15 protein-coding genes are annotated in these 18,469 nt (G+C 64.1%); 8 read left to right on the forward strand and 7 right to left on the reverse strand.

The features are described from left to right. Window positions 1-82 precede the first annotated feature (82 nt). From NKH50_RS12990 to NKH50_RS13015, 6 genes are all read left to right on the forward strand, one after another. Window positions 83-1,042, forward strand: coding sequence for an N-acetylmuramic acid 6-phosphate etherase (locus tag NKH50_RS12990; RefSeq protein WP_352879181.1), 960 nt, complete (start codon window positions 83-85; stop codon window positions 1,040-1,042). 2 nt (window positions 1,043-1,044) lie between these two features. Beyond that, window positions 1,045-2,304 (forward strand): ABC transporter substrate-binding protein, encoded by a 1,260-nt coding sequence (locus NKH50_RS12995; RefSeq protein WP_352476907.1) that lies wholly within the window; start codon window positions 1,045-1,047, stop codon window positions 2,302-2,304. A 241-nt stretch (window positions 2,305-2,545) separates the two neighbouring features. Continuing rightward, window positions 2,546-3,469, forward strand: a complete 924-nt coding sequence (locus NKH50_RS13000) for a carbohydrate ABC transporter permease (RefSeq protein ID WP_023718922.1) — start codon at window positions 2,546-2,548, stop codon at window positions 3,467-3,469. Between the two features lie 8 nt (window positions 3,470-3,477). Then, window positions 3,478-4,317: a carbohydrate ABC transporter permease gene (locus NKH50_RS13005; protein WP_352507069.1), complete on the forward strand. Its 840-nt coding sequence runs from the start codon at window positions 3,478-3,480 to the stop codon at window positions 4,315-4,317. After that, the gene (locus NKH50_RS13010; protein ID WP_352879184.1) at window positions 4,314-5,375 is read left to right on the forward strand and encodes a Gfo/Idh/MocA family protein; all 1,062 of its coding nucleotides are present in this window, start codon (window positions 4,314-4,316) and stop codon (window positions 5,373-5,375) included. Before NKH50_RS13005 ends, NKH50_RS13010 begins: the two co-directional genes overlap by 4 nt. Window positions 5,376-5,390: 15 nt before the next feature. Further along, entirely contained in the window at window positions 5,391-6,389 is a 999-nt protein-coding gene (locus NKH50_RS13015) for an ABC transporter ATP-binding protein (RefSeq protein ID WP_352476910.1), read from the forward strand. A 44-nt stretch (window positions 6,390-6,433) separates the two neighbouring features. Here the strand turns inward: NKH50_RS13015 and NKH50_RS13020 are convergent, their stop codons facing one another. The 5 genes from NKH50_RS13020 to NKH50_RS13040 all read right to left on the reverse strand — a co-directional run bounded on the left by NKH50_RS13020 (window position 6,434) and on the right by NKH50_RS13040 (window position 12,644). Beyond that, entirely contained in the window at window positions 6,434-7,279 is an 846-nt protein-coding gene (locus NKH50_RS13020; protein WP_352879186.1) for a fumarylacetoacetate hydrolase family protein, read from the reverse strand. Between the two features lie 29 nt (window positions 7,280-7,308). Next, a complete protein-coding gene (locus NKH50_RS13025) occupies window positions 7,309-8,040 on the reverse strand; it encodes an SDR family oxidoreductase (RefSeq protein ID WP_352879188.1) in 732 nt (243 codons plus the stop codon). Between the two features lie 177 nt (window positions 8,041-8,217). Beyond that, window positions 8,218-10,590, reverse strand: a complete 2,373-nt coding sequence (locus NKH50_RS13030; protein WP_352879190.1) for an aldehyde dehydrogenase family protein — start codon at window positions 10,588-10,590, stop codon at window positions 8,218-8,220. Between the two features lie 13 nt (window positions 10,591-10,603). Further along, window positions 10,604-11,653 carry a deoxyribose-phosphate aldolase gene (gene deoC, locus NKH50_RS13035; protein ID WP_352476913.1) on the reverse strand — a complete coding sequence of 350 codons (1,050 nt, stop codon included), beginning with the start codon at window positions 11,651-11,653 and terminating at the stop codon, window positions 10,604-10,606. A 163-nt stretch (window positions 11,654-11,816) separates the two neighbouring features. Next, window positions 11,817-12,644 (reverse strand): ferredoxin--NADP reductase, encoded by an 828-nt coding sequence (locus tag NKH50_RS13040; protein ID WP_352476915.1) that lies wholly within the window; start codon window positions 12,642-12,644, stop codon window positions 11,817-11,819. Between the two features lie 218 nt (window positions 12,645-12,862). On the opposite strand from NKH50_RS13040, the gene NKH50_RS13045 reads away from it, so the two are divergent. Next, a complete protein-coding gene (locus tag NKH50_RS13045) occupies window positions 12,863-14,947 on the forward strand; it encodes a hydantoinase/oxoprolinase family protein (RefSeq protein ID WP_352879192.1) in 2,085 nt (694 codons plus the stop codon). A gap of 1 nt (window position 14,948) precedes the next feature. Continuing rightward, the gene (locus tag NKH50_RS13050; RefSeq protein WP_352879194.1) at window positions 14,949-16,691 is read left to right on the forward strand and encodes a hydantoinase B/oxoprolinase family protein; all 1,743 of its coding nucleotides are present in this window, start codon (window positions 14,949-14,951) and stop codon (window positions 16,689-16,691) included. Window positions 16,692-16,729: 38 nt separating this feature from the next. On the opposite strand, the gene NKH50_RS13055 is transcribed toward NKH50_RS13050, so the two are convergent. Next, a complete protein-coding gene (locus NKH50_RS13055) occupies window positions 16,730-17,386 on the reverse strand; it encodes a methionine ABC transporter permease (protein WP_352879196.1) in 657 nt (218 codons plus the stop codon). Further along, a complete protein-coding gene (locus NKH50_RS13060; protein WP_352879198.1) occupies window positions 17,367-18,464 on the reverse strand; it encodes a methionine ABC transporter ATP-binding protein in 1,098 nt (365 codons plus the stop codon). Before NKH50_RS13060 ends, NKH50_RS13055 begins: the two co-directional genes overlap by 20 nt. Window positions 18,465-18,469: the final 5 nt, after the last annotated feature.

Here is an 18,469-nt window from a genome sequence, read left to right on the forward strand (position 1 = left end):
CTATCCCGACGCAGGGATTTCATTAATGCGTGTGGACAAGTGGTATTTTTTTGGTATTGTTTTCTGGATTGGAGGAAAGCGGATGGCCGAAACGCGCACCGAAGCGCTTCACCACAATGCCGAGGGACTGGACATCCAGGCCCCGGACGCCATCCTTTCCTCTTTGGCCAACGCACAGATCGAGGCCGCCAAGGCCGTACGTGGCGCCATTCCTGCCATTGCCGCGGCAGCCGAAATTATCGCAACCCGGCTGAAAAGCGGCGGCAAGCTCGCTTATGCGGCCGCCGGCAGCTCGGGCCTGATGGCATTGGCCGATGCGCTGGAACTGCCGGGCACTTTCGGTATCCAGCGCGACCGCATCGCCATCCTGATCGCCGGCGGCGCCGAAGCTTTCAGGACACTGGCCGGCGGGCCTGAGGATGACGTTGACGAAGCTTCGGCAGCGGTCGCCGCCGCCGGCATCGGCAATAGCGATTGCCTGATCGCCGTCTCGGCCAGCGGCTCGACACCTTACGCTGTCCGCGCGATCGAGGAAGCCAGGCGCCGCGGTGCGGCGACGATTGCCATCGCCAACAACAGGGATGCGCCGCTGCTGCGGCTGGCCGACATCGCCATCCTGCTCGAAACGCCGCCGGAGCTGATTGCCGGCTCGACGCGCATGGGCGCCGGCACCGCCCAGAAGATCGCGCTCAACATGCTGTCGACGCTGGCCGCCATCCATCTCGGCCATGTCCATGACGGCTACATGGTCAACCTCATGGCCGACAACATCAAGCTGCGCGACCGCGCTGCACGCATCGTTGCCGCCGTCAGCGGGCGCGACAAGGACGAGGCGGCGCGCCTGCTCGAAAAGAGCGGCGGCGCCGTCAAGACCGCCATTCTGCTCGCCGCCGGCGCCACCAGCGCCGATGCGGCCGAGAAGATACTGGAAGGGACCGGCCACAAGCTGCGGCCAGCCCTTTCCGCAATCGAGGGGAGCAAGGGGCGCAATGCCTCTGTTCTCATCAAAACCGAACCTGAAAAAGGTCAACAGGGAGACTGAGCATGACAACGAAGCTACTGACGGCACTTCTTCTCGGCACCAGCATTCTCGGCTCCGCCGGGGTGGCCTACGCCGACGACGTAACGCTCAACATCGAAAGCTGGCGCGGCGACGACCTTGCCATCTGGAAGGACAAGCTGATCCCGGCCTTCGAAGCCAAGAACCCGGGCATCAAGGTGGTGTTCGCGCCGTCGGCGCCAACCGAATATGACGCCGCCCTCGGCGCCAAACTCGCCGCCGGCTCGGCCGGTGACCTGATCACCTGCCGCCCGTTCGACAAGTCGCTGGAGCTCTTCAAGAAGGGCAACCTCGCCGACATATCGACCCTGCCCGGCATGGAGAACTTTTCCGACGTCGCCAAGGCCGCCTGGCAGACCGACGACGGCAAGTCGAGCTTCTGCGTGCCGATGGCCTCCGTCATCCATGGCTTCATCTACAACAAGGACGCCTTCGACAAGCTCGGCATCAAGGTGCCGGAGACGCGCGACGAATTCTTCGCCGCGCTCGACAAGATCAAGGCCGACGGCACCTACATCCCGATGGCGATGGGCACCAAGGACCTCTGGGAAGCGGCGACCATGGGCTACCAGAACATCGGCCCGAACTACTGGAAGGGCGAGGAAGGCCGCCTGGCGCTGATCAAGGGCGAGCAGAAGCTGACCGATCCGCAGTGGGTCGAGCCCTTCAAGGAACTGGCCAGGTGGAAGGACTATCTCGGCGACGGCTTCGAGGCGCAGACCTATCCGGACAGCCAGAACCTGTTCACGCTCGGCCGCGCCGCCATCTACCCGGCCGGCTCGTGGGAGATCGGCCTGTTCAACACGCAGGCGCAGTTCAAGATGGGCGCCTTCCCGCCGCCGGTGCAGAAGGCCGGCGACACCTGCTACATCTCCGACCACACCGACATCGGCATGGGCCTCAATGCGGCCTCGAAGAACGCGGATGCGGCCAAGACCTTCCTGTCCTGGGTGGCCTCGCCGGATTTCGCCACCATCTACGCCAACGCGCTGCCGGGCTTCTTCAGCCTGAACAACACCCCGGTGAAGATGGAAGACCCGCTGGCCCAGGAATTCGTCTCCTGGCGTGGCAAGTGCAAGTCGACGATCCGCTCGACCTACCAGATCCTGTCGCGCGGCACGCCGAACCTCGAAAACGAGACGTGGGTTGAATCGGCCAACGTCATCAACGGCACCGACACGCCGGAAGCTGCCGCCAAGAAGCTGCAGGACGGCCTCGACAGCTGGTATAAGCCGGCGAAGTAAGAGCGCGGCGAAGCGTTGTCTCCCCCCTCGAGGGGGAGATGTCGCCGAAGGCGACAGAGAGGGTTGGTCGAGGCAGGCTGCGGCTTGATCGCTGCTGGAAAGCACGGTCGAAACCACGATGGCGGGCCGCCTCGGCCGACCCCACCCGCCTCGCTGTGCGAGGCGCCCTCCCCTCGAGGGGGAGGGAGGCGCCGCGCCCTTTGACGGCAATTGCAAGACCTGATCCGCGGGGACCGAACGCATGGCCGCAGCACCGAAAAGACCGTTCCGTTGGCATATCGGCGTTTTCCTGGCGCCGGCGTTGCTGGTCTATACGGCGATCATGATCCTGCCTCTGGCCGGCACGCTGCAGCTTTCCTTGTTCCGCAACATCAATCAGTCGCAGGTCTTCGTCGGGCTGGAAAATTTCCGCATGCTGTTCGGTGACCCCAACTGGTCGGTCAACTTCTGGAACGCGCTCAGGAACAATGTCTGGTTCTTCATCATCCATATGCTGGTGCAGAACCCGATCGGCGTCCTTTTGGCCGCACTTCTGTCCAGCCCCAGGCTGCGGTTTTCCGCCTTCTACCGCACGGCGATCTTCGTGCCGACGATCCTGTCCTTCGTCATTGTCGGCTTCGCCTGGAAGCTGATCCTGTCGCCGCTATGGGGCGTGGCGCCGCATATGATGGACCTTGTCGGCCTGAAAAGCCTGTTCACGCCCTGGCTCGGCAAGGCGCAATATGCGCTGACCGCGCTCAGCCTGATCTCGGTGTGGCAGTTCGTCGGCATCCCGATGATGCTGATCTATGCGGCACTGCTGTCCATTCCCGAAGAGGTGATCGAAGCGGCCGAATGCGACGGCATCACCGGGATGGCGCAGTTCTGGAAGATCAAGCTGCCGCTCATCCTGCCGTCGATCGGCATCATCTCGATCCTGACCTTCGTCGGCAATTTCAACGCTTTCGACCTGATCTACACCGCGCAAGGCGCGCTGGCCGGGCCGAACTATTCAACGGATATTCTCGGCACCTTCCTCTACCGCGCCTTCTTCGGTTTCCAGCTGCAGGTCGGCGATCCCAACATGGGCGCGGCGATCGCCACGATGATGTTCCTGATCATCCTCGGCGGCGTCTGCGTCTACCTGTTCCTCGTGCAGACGCGCTTGCGTCGCTACCAGTTCTGAGGCGCGACATGAGCACCGCAACCCGCTCGCTGCCCCGCATCATTGGCGCCCACGCGATCCTGTTGACCTACACCGCCATCGCGCTGTTTCCGGTCATCCTCGTCATCATGAATTCGTTCAAATCGCGCGCAGGGATTTTCGGCGCGCCGCTGACGCCGCCAACGCCAGGGACCTTCGACCTGATCGGCTACGCCACGGTGATCGGCCAGGGCGACTTCATCCACTATTTCCAGAACAGCCTAGTCGTCACCGTCGCCTCGCTGTTCTTCGTGCTTCTGTTCGGCGCCATGGCTGCGTTCGCACTGTCGGAATACCGCTTCCGCGGCAATTCGCTGATGGGGCTCTATCTGGCGCTCGGCATCATGATCCCGATCCGCCTCGGCACCGTCGCCATCCTGCAGCTGATGGTGGCGAGCGGGCTGGTTAACACGCTGACGGCGCTGATCCTGGTCTACACGGCGCAGGGCCTGCCGCTTGCCGTCTTCATCCTGTCGGAATTCATGAAGCAGGTCTCGGACGATCTGAAGAATGCGGGCAGGATCGACGGCCTGTCTGAATACACCATCTTTTTCCGGCTGGTGCTGCCGCTGGTGCGCCCATCGATGGCGACGGTCGCGGTCTTCACCATGATCCCGATCTGGAACGATCTGTGGTTCCCGCTGATCCTGGCGCCGTCGGAGGAGACCAAGACAGTGACGCTCGGCGCCCAGCTGTTCCTCGGCCAGTTCGTCACCAACTGGAACGCCATTCTGGCGGCACTGTCGCTGGCGATCATGCCGGTGCTGATCCTCTACGTCATCTTCTCGCGGCAGCTGATCCGCGGCATTACTTCGGGAGCGGTCAAGTGAGTTCGCAACAACCTCTGCGCGTCGTCGTCGCCGGTCTCGGCAATATGGGCCGCAGCCATGCGCTGGCCTACCATACCAATCCGGGCTTCGAGGTCGCGGCGCTGGTCAATCGCTCCGACGTGCCCTTGCCGGCCGGGCTCGTCAGTTATGGCATCAGGCGCTCCTTTGACCAGGCGCTGCGCGACGAGAGTCCTGACGTCGCCTGCATCGCCACCTATTCCGACAGCCATGCCGACTATGCGGTGAGGGCGTTCGAAGCCGGCTGCCATGTCTTCGTCGAAAAGCCGCTGGCAACCACCGTCGCGGATGCAAAGCGCGTGGTCGCGGCAGCCAAGGCCAACGGCAAAAAACTGGTGATCGGCTATATCCTGCGCCATCACCCGTCCTGGATCCGGCTGATCGCCGAGGCGCGGAAGCTCGGCGGCCCTTACGTGTTCCGCATGAACCTCAACCAGCAATCCTCCGGCCATAGCTGGGAGACGCACAAGCAGCTGATGCAGACGACGTCGCCGATCGTCGATTGCGGCGTGCATTATCTCGACGTGATGCTGCAGATCACCGACGCCAGGCCGGTCGAGGTGCGCGGCATGGGGCTGCGGCTGACCGACGAGATTGCGCCCACGATGTATAATTACGGCCACTTGCAGGTGCTGTTCGACGATGGTTCGGTCGGCTGGTACGAGGCCGGCTGGGGGCCGATGATCTCGGAGACGGCCTTCTTCGTGAAGGACGTGATCTCGCCCAATGGCTGCGTGTCGATCGTCATGAAGGAGGGCGTCAGGTCCGACGACATCGACACCCACACTAAGACCTCGACCATCCGCCTGCACAGTGCGGCGACCGGCGCGGACGGCAAGTTCGCCAAGCCGGACGAGATGCTGTCGATGGAGGGCGAACCAGGCCATCAGGATCTCTGCGATCTCGAACAGGCATTTGTGCTCAAGGCGATCCGCGAGGATCTCGACTTGACCCGCCATATGGACGACGCGGTGAAGTCGCTCGCCGTCTGCCTTGCCGCCGACGAGAGCGTACGCAGCGGCCTCGCCGTGAAACTCTAGAACAGGGACGAAGCCGTGGGCTCGCTGAACATCGAGAATGTCAAAAAGGCCTTCGGGCCGGTAGAGGTGCTGAAGGGCATCAACCTCGAGGTGACGGATGGCGAGTTCGTCGTCTTCGTCGGTCCATCCGGCTGCGGAAAGTCGACGCTGCTCAGGGTCATTGCCGGGCTGGAGGACTCGACCTCGGGCCGCGTGGTGATCGATGGGGCGGACGTCTCCGCCACCCCGCCGGCCAAACGCGGCATCGCCATGGTGTTCCAGACCTATGCGCTCTATCCGCATCTGACGGTGAAGAACAACATGGGCCTCGGCCTCAAGCAGGCGGGCACACCGGCGGCCGAGATCGACCGCCGCATCGGCATCGCCTCGTCGATGCTGTCGCTGGAGCCCTACCTAGAGAGGCGGCCGGCCGAGCTTTCCGGCGGTCAGCGCCAGCGCGTCGCCATCGGCCGCGCCGTGGTGCGCGAGCCCAAGCTTTTTCTGTTCGACGAGCCGCTGTCCAACCTCGATGCCGCGCTGCGCGTCAACACCAGGCTGGAGATCGCCCAGCTGCACCGTCGGCTGAAGGCCACGATGATCTATGTCACCCACGACCAGGTCGAGGCGATGACACTGGCCGACAAGATCGTCGTGCTGAACGCGGGAAAGATCGAGCAGATCGGCGGACCGATGGAGCTTTACAATTCGCCGGCAAATGAATTCGTCGCCGGCTTCATCGGCTCACCGAAGATGAACTTCGTCGACGGGGCCAGGCTTGGCGAGACGGCCAAGACCATCGGTGTCCGTCCCGAGCACCTGACCGTCGATGCGAAATCCGGTGCCTGGAAAGGCACGGTTGTCCATGCCGAGCATCTTGGCGCCGACACCAATCTCTATCTCGACTGCGAGAAGGCTGGCTTGATCACCGTGCGCATCTTCGGCGTCTACAATGCCGAACCCGGCGCCACGCTCTACGCCACGCCGGATCCGGCGAAGACGTACCGGTTTGGGGCCGATGGGAGGGTGCTGAAGTAGCTGCTCTTTTTCCTTCTCTCACAAGGGGGAGAAGGGAGGGCGCGCTACGCATCAGCCCTGAACGTCTGCTTCTGGATGCCCAGCCCTTCGATGCCGAGCTCGACGACGTCGCCGGGCTTCAGGAACACCGGCGGCTTCATGCCGAGGCCGACGCCGGGCGGCGTGCCGGTCGAGATGATGTCGCCGGGGTGCAGCGACATGAACTGGCTGAGATAGGACACGAGATAAGCGACGCCGAAGACCATGGTCTTGGTCGAGCCGTTTTGCATCGTCTTGCCGTTGACCGTCAGCCACATCGGAATGTTCTGCGGGTCCTTGACCTCGTCCTTGGTCACCAGCCACGGACCGATCGGCCCGAACGTGTCGCAGCTCTTGCCTTTAGTCCACTGGCCCTGGCGCTCAGCCTGGAAGGCGCGCTCGGAGACGTCATGCGCGACGCAATAGCCGGCGACATAATCCAGCGCCTCGGCCTCGGTGACATACTTCGCTTTTCTGCCGATGACCACGCCGAGCTCGACCTCCCAGTCGGTCTTGACCGAGCCGCGCGGGATCAGCACGTCGTCATTTGGCCCGACGATAGCCGAGCTTGCCTTCATGAAGATGATCGGTTCCGGCGGCACGGTAGCGCCGGTTTCGGCGGCGTGGTCGGAATAGTTGAGACCGATGCAGATGAATTTGCCAGTGCCGGCGACGCAGGCGCCGATCCGCGGCTTGCCGGAAACCGCCGGCAGCGATTTCGGATCGAGCTTCGACAATGTCTCGAGCGATGCCGGGTCAAGCGCCTTGCCGGCAATGTCGGTGACATAGGCGGAGAGGTCGCGGATCGTTCCATCGGCATCGAGCAGGCCGGGGCGTTCGTTCCCCGCCTCGCCATAGCGCAGCAGTTTCATAGAATTCCTCTCCTTGATTTGAGATGAGCTTAGATCGACCAGCCACCGTCGATATTATAAGCCTGCCCCGACGTATAGGTAGCGCCGGCCAGATAGACGGCGAGATCGGCGATTTCCTCGGGCGTGCCGAGGCGGCCCATCGGCTGGCGGGCGATGAAGGCGGCGCGAGCTGCTTCGTAGTCGCCCTGCGCATGCATGCGATCCTGCAGTGACGGGCTTTCGACCGTGCCCGGACAGATCGCATTGCAGCGTATGCCCTTGCCGACATAGTCGGCGGCGACCGATTTGGTCAGGCCGATGACGGCTGCCTTGGTCAGCCCGTAAACGAAGCGGTTCGGCACGCCCTTGGTCGAACTGGCCAGCGACGCCATGTTGATGATCGAGCCGTCGCCGCGCTCCAGCATGCCGGGCAGCACGGCGCGGATGGTTCGGATCATCGAGCGGACATTGAGATCATAGGCGAAGTCGAGATCGCCGTCCTTCATCTCGAGGATCGAGCCGGAATGGACGAAGCCGGCGCAATTGAACAGCACGTCGACGGCGCCGATCTCGGCAAAAGCGGCATTCACCGCCTCGTCGTTCAGCACGTCGAGCTTGCGAGTCTTGATATCGGGCGTCTTGCCGAGATCGGCGAGCACCACCTCGTTGATGTCGGTGGCATGGACAACGGCGCCGGCCTTGGCGAACGCCAGCGCACTTGCCCGACCGATGCCTTGCGCCGCCGCCGTGACGACAACGACCTTGCCAGTCAGATCCGCCATGCTTTTCTCCTCGCCCGTCTGTGATCGTTCGGCTTTTTACCGGCACAAGGCCGGGGCGCAATGTGCCAGGCGGGCACTACCATCCCGCCTGTTTCGATATTCGCCTGCCGGCCAAATGTTTTTTCTCGGTAAAGAACATCTTTTGGCCCGTCAAGCCCGGACGTCCCTCCGGGACACTCAGTCGCCGTAGGGCACCCAGACGTTCTTGACCTCGATCGCACGGCGCAGCAAGGCATCGCCGGCTGCTTCGCTCGACGCCCAGTCGAGGCTGTGGCCGTTGCCGGTCCAGACACGCTTGAGATTGCCGATGGACTCGGCCTCCGCCTTGGCACAGGTCTCGGCATCGGCGAACATCCAGAGCCCGTCGACATCGTCGTGCTTGGCCAGCACGCCGGCCAGCTCGGCGCTACGGCCCGTAACGATGTTGATGGCGCCCGCCGGAACGTCGGAATATTCGATGACCTGGTAGAGGTCGGTGGCAAGCAGCGGGTATTTTTCGGATGGCACTGCGACTACGGTGTTGCCCATGGCAAGCGCCGGTGCCATCAGCGAGATCAGGCCAAGCAGAGGCGCATTGTCCGGTGCGATGATGCCGACGACGCCGACTGGCTCGTGCAGCGCCAGCGTGACGGCGCGGGCCGGCGGCTGGTGGACGCGGGCCTCGAATTTGTCGGCCAGGCCGGCGTAGAGGAACAGGCGCTCGATCGACAGCTCGACGTCTTCGCGCGCCGCCTTGGCGGTCGCGCCGGTGAGCTGGGTCAAACGGGCGGCAAACTCGTCGGCGCGGCCGGAAAGATTTTCGGCCACGTAGTAGAGTACCTGGCTGCGGTTGTAGGCGGTCGCCTCCGGCCAGGCCTTACAGGCGCGCGCGGCCGCGACGGCGTCGCGGATATCCTTGCGGTTGCCGAGACCGACCTCGCCGGCAAGCTTGCCCTTGGCGCTGGCGATGGCCAAGGAATAATTGCCGTCCGGCCGGACCTGCTTGCCGCCGATGAACAGCTTTGCCGTGCGGTCGATGGCGCCACCTTCCGCCTGCTCGACAGGTTGGGCAGAAGACGTCGCGGGTTTGATGATTGGGCCGAGCGGCAGTTTTGCCGAGAGATATTCGAACATGCCCTCGCGCCCGCCTTCGCGGCCAAAGCCGCTCTCGCGATAGCCGCCGAAGCCGCAGGAGGCGTCGAACATATTGGTGCCGTTGACCCAGACGACGCCGGCCTTCAATTGCGGCGCGACGTGCAGGGCAAGATTGATGTTCTCGCTCCACACCGAAGCGGCCAGGCCATAGCGTGTGTTGTTGGCGAGCTCGATCGCTTCCTCGGTGTTGCGGAAGGTCATAGTGGCGAGCACCGGCCCGAACACCTCTTCCTGTGCCAAGATGTTAGCCGGCGAAACACCGGTCGCCAGCGTTGGCAGATGGTAATAGCCCGCGGCAGGCAGTGCCGAGTCCGGCTGCCAGCAGATCGCGCCCTGCTTGGCGCCCTCGGCAATCAGGCCCTTGACGCGATCGAGCTGAGTCAAATCGACCAGCGGGCCGATATCGGTGTTCTTGTCGAGCGGGCTGCCGACGCGCAGCCGGCTCATCCGCGTCTTGACCTTGGCGATGAAGGCGTCGGCGATGCCTTCCTGCACCAGAAGGCGCGAGCCGGCACAGCACACCTGGCCCTGGTTGAACCAGATACCGTCGACCAGACCCTCGACGGCGCTGTCGAGGTCGGCATCCTCGAAAACGACGAATGCCGACTTGCCGCCGAGCTCCAGCGAAAGTTTCTTGCCCGAGCCGGCAGTGGCCTTGCGGATGATCTTGCCGACCTCGGACGAACCGGTGAAGGCAATCTTCTGGACGCCGGGATGGTTGACGATGGCCGCGCCCGCCTCCGGCCCGCCCTGGACGATGTTGACGACGCCCTTCGGCACGCCGGCGCGTCCGCAGATCTCGGCAAAGAGGATCGCCGTAAGCGGCGTGAATTCCGCAGGTTTGAGCACCACGGTGCAGCCCGCGGCGAGCGCCGGCGCGATCTTCCAGGCGAGCATCAAGAGCGGGAAGTTCCACGGGATGATCTGGCCGACTAGGCCGACGCCCTTGTGGCCGGGAAAATCCCGGTCCAGCGCCTGCGCCCAGCCGGCATGATGGATGAAATGGCGGATCGCCAGCGGCACGTCGATGTCGCGGCTTTCGCGGATCGGCTTGCCATTGTCGATTGTCTCAAGCACCGCGAACAGCCGTTGGTGGCGCTGCATGGCGCGGCCGATGGCATAGAGCACCTTGGCTCGGCTGTAGCCGGTGCTGGCGCTCCATTTCGGCAGCGCCTTTGTGGCGGCCGACACCGCCGCGTCGATATCGGCGGCACCAGCGTCCGACACCTTGGCCAGCAGCTTTCCCGAGGACGGATCGCTGGTGTCGAAGGTCTTGCCATCTGCGGCTCCTTTCCAGTCGCCGCCGATGAACAGCGCCTTGCCGAAATCCCGCGCGGCCAGCCAGGCATCGGCCTCGTTGCGGGCTTCCGGCGCCAGCCCGTAATCCATGGCGTGATAGCGTTCGAGGATGTTCATGAAGCGCTCCGAATCACGCCATCGCGTGGCGATGATTGGCCGAGTAGTGGCCGGTCAGATGATGCTCGAGCTGGCGCTCGATATCGGTCAAAAGGCTCGATGCTCCGAAGCGGAACAGCTCCGGCTCCAGCCACGGCCGGCCAAGCTCTTCCTTCATCAGCACCAGCCAATCGAGCGAGGCTTTTGCCGTGGAAATGCCACCGGCCGGCTTGAAGCCGATGAGATAGCCGGTTTCCTCGAAATAGGCGCGGATGGCGCGCACCATGGCAAGGCCGACCGGCAGCGTCGCGTTGACGCTTTCCTTGCCGGTCGAGGTTTTGATGAAATCTGCACCCGCCATCATCGCCACCATCGAGGCGAGCATGACGTTGCGCAGCGTGGCGAGGTCGCCGGTACCGAGGATCACCTTCAGATGCGCCTCGCCGCAAGCGGCGCGCATCGAGACGATCTCGTTATAGAGCTCCTGCCATTTCGCCCCGAATACCAAGCCGCGCGGGATGACGACGTCGATCTCGTCGGCGCCGTCGCGGACCGATGCTTCGATCTCTTGCAGGCGCGTCGAAAGCGGTGCAAGTCCATGCGGAAAGGCGGTCGAAACGGCGGCGACATGGACGCCGCTGCCGCGCAGCGCTTCGACGGCGGTGGCGACGAAGGGATGATAGACGCAGACCGCCGCCGGGCGGATCTTTTCACCGGTAATGCCGAGCCCTTCGACGATGTCGCGACGGAACGGGTTGACCGCCTTGGCACAGAGCCGGCGCACGCGCTCTTCCGTGTCATTCGAGTTCAGCGTCGTCAGGTCCATGCAGGCGACGGCGCGCAGCAGCCAGGCCGCCTGGTTATCGGCCTTAATCGACCGTCTTTTGGTCAGGCTGGCAACGCGGCGTTCCAGCGCCGAGCGGTTGACGCTGCGCATCGATTCCATGAAGCCGAGATCGAGCCTCATGCCGGGATTGCGGGCAATGCCATGGGCTTGCGGCATCGGCGCATTGGCGGCGGCGCGCGCCGGCAGCGGCGTGATCTTGGACGTGCCGAGATCGGTTTCGCGGATTGTGCTGCTCATCTCCTGCCTCTTGTTCAGCGAGTTATGCCGAAGATAGACCGTGAAGCAGCGCTTCACGAGTCCTTCAAGCGGTCATAGCGGAAAAAGACGGTCGAGGCAGCCGACTTTTGACCGTGTGGTCAAAATCAGGGTCGCAAACCAGTAGACTCTGAACTGCCGCGTCTCAGCCGACGAAGGCGCGCTCGACGACGAAGCTTGCCGGATGATGCAGCGAGCCTTCCTGGAAGCCGTGGCTTTCAGCCAGCTCCTTGACGTCCTTGAGCATATGCATCGAGCCGCAGATCATGATGCGGTCGGTCTCGGGATTGAGCCTGTCGATGCCGAGATCGGTGTAGAATTTGCCCGAGCCGATCAGCGCGGTGATGCGGCCCATGCGCTCGGAGGTCTCGCGCGTCGTCGAATTATACAGCGTGACGCGGCCGCCGGTCAGCTCGCCGATCAGCGGATCGTTCTCCAGTGCGGCCACCAGTTCCTGGCCGTAGGTCAGCTCGGCATTGTCGCGGCAGGTATGGGTCAGGATAACCTGCTCGAACTTCTCATAGGTATCGGGATCGCGCAGCAGGCTGGCGAAGGGAGCAATGCCGGTGCCGGTCGAGATCATGAACAGGCGCTTGGCCGGGGTCAGCGCGTCCACCACCAGCGTACCCGTCGACTTCTGCCGCATGATGACGGTATCGCCGATCTCGATTTTCTGCAGCTCCGAGGTAAGCGGGCCGTCCGGCACCTTGATCGAGAAGAATTCGAGTTCGTCGTCCCAGGACGGGCTGGCGATCGAATAGGCGCGGAACACTGGCTTCTCGGCATTGGGCAGGCCGATCATGACGAATTCGCCGGAGCGGAAGCGCAGCGACTGCGGCCGGGTGATGCGGAACGAAAACAGCCGGTCGGTATAATGCTTCACCGAGACCACGGTTTCGGCATAGACATTGGCCGGTATCGGGAACTGCAACGGCCGGGCGCCGGCTGTGTTGAACGCGGATGTGGTGTTCATCAAACCTAACCTTCTGGGCCGGCTCAGCGCCGGCGCCAAATCTCCACCTGCGCGCCCGAACCGGTCAGGTTCCAGCGTGCCGTTTGCACACTCCGAAGCGGTAAGCTCTTGTGTCCGGAATTTATTAGTATACAAACGATATTTGCGTCAAGACGCCGCCGTAAAACAGCTTTCCAAACTAAGGCATGTAGGCAGTTCGGGCATTTCGGGTTTCGACAATGGGACAGAATTTTTCGGCGCAAGCGCTGGATTCGACTGGCAGCGTCGTCGCCGGCATCGATGTCGGCGGAACTTTTACCGACCTCCTTCTGATCGACGGCCGTGACGGTGGCCGGGTGCACATCGCCAAGACCCCGACGACAGTCGACAACCAGGCGTTCGGCGTCGTTTCGGCACTTGGCGCCACCGGATTTCCGGTCGACGGCATCGACCTCATCGTGCACGGCACGACGACGACCACCAACGCGGTCCTGGAGCGCCGGCTGGCCAAAACCGGCATGATCACCACACGCGGCTTTCGCGACGTCATCGAGCTTGGCCGGCGGACACGGCCGCAGGCCTATGGCATGACGGGCACCTTCGTCCCGATCATTCCGCGTAATCTGCGGCTCGAACTGTCGGAGCGGGTCGAGGCCTCGGGCGCGGTGCGCATCCCGCTCGACGAGGCCGAGATGCGGACAGCGGTTTCACAACTGATCGCAGCCGGCTGCGAATCCCTGGTCATCCATTTCCTGCATTCCTACGCCAACCCGGCGCATGAGTGGCGCGCCGCCGAGATAGCGGCCGAGCTTTGGCCGAACGGCTACATCACGACAGGCCACGCCCTGCTTTCGGAAGCGCGCGAATTCGAGCGCGGCGTGACCGCTTCGGTCAACGCTTCGGTGCAACCGATCCTCGAACGCTATGTCGAGCGGCTGCGCAAGGAGCTGGCGTCAAAAGGCTACGCCCGCGACTTCCTGATCATGAACGGCAACGGCGGCATGATCTCGGCCCGCTTTGTCACACGTGAGTCGGCCAAGACCGTCATGTCCGGCCCCGCTTCCGGCGTCATTGCTGCCGCCTATACCGGCAAGCGCGCCGGCTTCGAAAACCTAGTCACCTACGACATGGGCGGCACCTCGACCGACGTGGCGCTGATCCGCAACGCCGAGCCGGCAGTGTCGAACGAGATCGAGATCGAATATGCGATGCCGATCCACGTGCCGATGGTGGCGGTGCATACGGTCGGCGCCGGCGGCGGCTCGATCGCCCGCATCGATGCGGCCGGCCTGATCCAGATCGGCCCGGAAAGCGCCGGCGCCAATCCCGGGCCAATCTGCTACGGACGCGGCGGCTTGGAGCCGACCATCACCGACGCCAATCTGGTGCTCGGCAGGCTGGCGCCGAAGAAGCTGCTCGCGGTGGAAAACCCGGTCACCGTCGAACGGGTCACCGGCATATTCGAGGACAGGATCGGCCGCGCCACAGGCTTGTCCGGCGTCGAGGCGGCGGGTGCGGTGCTGCGGCTCGGCAACGTGAAGATGGCCGGCGCCATCCGCATGGTCTCGGTGTCGCGCGGCCACGACCCGCGCGATTTCGCGCTGTTCGCCTTCGGCGGCGCCGGTCCGCTGCATGCGACGGCATTGGCGCGCGAACTAGGCTTGCCGAAAGTGCTGGTGCCGGCGCGGCCAGGCATCACCAATGCTCTCGGCTGCGTCGTCGCTGATCTGCGCCATGATTTCGTCAACACGGTCAACCAGCCGGTGGCCAGTCTCGATGAAAACCAACTCCGCGAGACATTGGAACGGCACCGAAACGAAGGCGAGGAGCTGATCGGCAAGGAAGCGGTGAAGCCGGAAGCAATCCGCGTCACGCATTCCGCCGACATGCAGTTCGTCGGCCAGACGCATATCATCAACGTGCCGCTGCCGTCGTCTGCGGTGACACGCCAGGTACTGCAGCAACTGTTCGAGAGTGCCTATTTCGCCCGCTTCAAGGTCGAGCTACCGGAAATCCGCGCCAATCTGGTCAACCTCAACACGTCGGTCACCGGGGTGCGGCCGATGATCGATCTGTCCCGGCTGATCGACCCGGCTGGGCGCGCCAAAACGCTCGAAGGGGCGCGGCGCGAGATCCGGCCGGTCTGGTACGGCGGGCGCTGGTACGATACGCCGGTCTACAGCAGGGAAAAGCTGCCGCTCGACGCAGTCATCATGGGGCCGGCGATCCTCGAACAGATGGACGCCACTACCGTGCTAGAGCCCGGCGACCGGGCGCGGTCGGATGCCGACGGCAACATCATCATCGATATCGGTGAGGCCTGAGATGGCGCAGCTTGACACTATTACGCTTTCGGTCCTCCAGGCGGCCCTGCAGCAGGTCTGCGACGAAATGGACCTGACGTTTTCGCGCGCCGCGTTCTCGCCTGTTATCGCCGAGGCCAATGACCGTTCGGATGGCATCTATTCGGCGCTCGATGGTTCGCTGATCGCGCAAGGCAGCCAGGGCCTGCCGGTGTTCGTCGGCGTCATGCAGTATTCGACCAAAACGGTGATCGAGATGATCGCCGACGGACGCTGCCTGCCGCCCGAGCCGGGCGATATTTACATCGTCAACGATCCCTATCTCGGCGGCACCCATCTGATGGATGTGCGCTTCGCCATGCCGGTCTACCGGGACGGGAAGATCTTCTGCTGGCTGTCGAACACCGGCCATTGGCCCGACATTGGCGGTTCGGTGCCGGGCGGCTTCTCCGCCTCGGCAACGGCGGTCGAGCAGGAAGGCTTGCGGTTGCCGCCGGTGAAACTGTTCAAGAAGGGCGTGCTTGACCCGGAGATCTACGCCATCATCTGCTCCAACATCCGTGTTGCCGACCAGCGCATTGGCGATATCCGCGCGCAAGCGGCGGCACTGCTGATCGGCCAGGACAGGCTGAACGGAATTCTGGATCGTTACGGAGACGAAACAGTTGTCGAAGCGATCGCCGAATTGCGGCGCCGCGCCGCTGAACAGATGCGCGTCAACATATCGGCCATTCCCGACGGTATCTATCGCTCGCAGGCCTTCGTCGATTCAGACGGCGTGGTAAACGAGCCGCTGATCATCGCGCTGGCAGTCGAGAAAAAAGGCGACACGCTCAGCTTCGACTTCTCGGGCTCATCAAAACCCTGCGCCGGGCCGATGAACAGCGTTCTGGCGACGACCTTGTCCTCGGTCTATCTCGCCATGCGCCATATTTTCCCGGATGTGCCGATCAGCGCCGGCGCCTTCGAACCGCTGATCGTCAAGCGGCCGGAAGGCACCTTCCTCGACGCCAAATATCCGCGCCCTGTGTCGGGCTGCGCAGCCGAGGTTTCGCAGCGCATCGCCGAGGCGGTGTTCGCGGCGATGGTGCAGGCTCTGCCGGACAGGGTGACGGCGGCTCCGGCTGGCTCCAGCGGCAATTTCGCACTCGGCGGCAACGACCCGGCGCGCGGCCGCGACTACGTCATGTACCAGATTTCCGGCGGCGGCTATGGCGGCAACGCCGATCACGACGGCCTAACCAATGGCTGCTCGACCATAGGCATCTCCAAGTCGCCGCCGGTCGAGATCATGGAGCAGGCCTTTCCGGTGCTCTACCGCCACTATGCGCTGCGCGAAGGCTCCGGTGGCGCCGGCAAGCATCGCGGCGGTTTCGGGCTCGCCTATGAGGTCGAAATCCTGCGCGGCGACGCCCGCGCCTCTTTCGTCATGGATCACGGCCGGTTCGGCCCGCAAGGCGCGCTCGGCGGCAAGGACGGCGCGGTCAACACGGTCACCGTGTTCTGCGACGGCAAGGAACATGTGCCGCCACACCTGTCCAAGGAACAGGACATCGCGTTGAAAGCCGGCGACCGCGTGCGCGTCGGCACGCCGGGCGGCGGCGGCTACGGCGATCCCTTGCAGCGGGACGCCGATCTGGTGGCGAGGGATGTCGCGCTGGGCTATTACACGCCCGCAGAAGCCGCCGAAAGGTTCGGGGTCGCTCTCTCGGCGGATGGATTGGGGATCGACCGGGCAGCCACGGAAAAGAGGCGCGCCGGCTGACGGCGCGACCCCGGATTTCCTTCATTTGCGGCCAACGATCAGTTGCGGTGATCCAGCCTCGCGACCAGCCGGTCGCCGGCCCACTGGATGCCGCAGACCAAGGCGATCAGGACGATGACCACGGCGATCATGACTGACGTTTCGAAGCGCTGGTAGCCGTAGCGGATGGCGAGGTCACCGAGACCGCCGGCGCCGATGGCGCCGGCCATCGCCGAGGCGCCGATCAGTGTCGCAAGCGTCACCGTGAAGCCGGCGACGATGCCGGGCAGCGCTTCCGGTACCAGCACCTCGCGAATGATCGTCCAGCGGTTGCCGCCCATGGCGCGCGCCGCTTCGATCAGCCCGTGGTCGACCTCACGCAGCGACACTTCGGCGATCCGGGCATAGTAGGGCGTCGCCGCGATCGACAGCGGAACGATCGCTGCCCAGGTGCCGATCGAGGTGCCGACGATCAGCCGCGTCACCGGGATCAGCGCAACCAGCAGGATGATGAAAGGTACAGAGCGGAAGCCGTTGATGACAGCGCCAAGCGCGCGGTTCACCCACAGGTTTTCGGCGATGCCGCCGCGGTCGGTTGCGACCAGCGCCAGGCCGAGCGGCAGCCCGAAAACCAGCGAGACGAGGCCGGAGGCGGCCGTCATCAGGATCGTTTCCCAGATCGAACGGACGAGAAGCTCAAACAGAACCGGCGACATGGCCAAGCACCTCCACCCGCGCTTGGCGGGCTTTCAAGAACGCGATCACCTCTGCCAGGTGAGCTTCATTGCTGCCGGCGACCGCAACGAACAGTGTCCCGACAGGCTGCTGCTGGACGTGATCGATGCCGCCATGCACGAGGCGGAACGAGCCGGGAACTGCCGAGGCAAGATCGGACAAAAGCGGGCTTCGCGCGGCCTCACCGGCCACGTCGATCCTGAGGATCGCCTCCACGCCGGCGTTCCGCGTTAGCTGGCTTGCGATCTCCGCCGGCAATTGCGGCCGGATGCCGCCGAGCAGGCTCTGCGTGATCGCCGACTTGGGGTCCGCAAAAATCGACCAGACCGGGCCTTGCTCGACGATCCGCCCAGCGTCGATCACCGCGACACGATCGGCGATCGAACGGATCACCTCCATCTCGTGCGTGATGAGCAGGATGGTCAGGCCGAGCTGCCGGTTGATGTCTCTGAGCAAGGCAAGGATGGAGCGCGTCGTCTCCGGGTCCAACGCCGAGGTCGCTTCGTCCGACAGCAGCAGCGCCGGGCGCGCCGCAAGCGCCCGGGCAATGCCGACGCGCTGCTTCTGCCCGCCCGACAGCGACGCCGGATAGGCTTTCGCCTTCTCCGTCAGGCCGACAAGCTCGAGCAGCTCCGCGGCGCGCGCCAGGCGTTCGGCCCTGGGCCGGCCTTCGATCTTGAGCGGCAGCGCTACATTGTCTTCGACCGTCTTGGCGGACAGCAGGTTGAAATGCTGGAAGATCATGCCGATGCGCCGGCGCAGCGGCTGCAATTCGCGCTCGCCGAGCCGGCTGATGTCGCGGCCTTCGATGAAGACTTGTCCTGAATCCGGCCGCTCCAGGCCGTTCAGGCAGCGTATCAGCGTCGACTTGCCGGCGCCGCTGCGGCCGATGATGCCGAGGATCTCGCCCTGGCGCACGCTGAGCGACACGCCGTCCAGCGCCGCTGTCGCGCCGAAGCGGCGCTTCAGCTCGATGAGGCGCACGACATCGTTCGGTCCCGCGGAGCGGCCGCCGACGGGATGCGTGACTTCGGTGACCGAGGCGAAATGCTGGTTCATGAAAG

Source organism: Mesorhizobium sp. M1027 (assembly GCF_040318745.1).
In the GTDB taxonomy this organism is placed as follows: domain Bacteria; phylum Pseudomonadota; class Alphaproteobacteria; order Rhizobiales; family Rhizobiaceae; genus Mesorhizobium.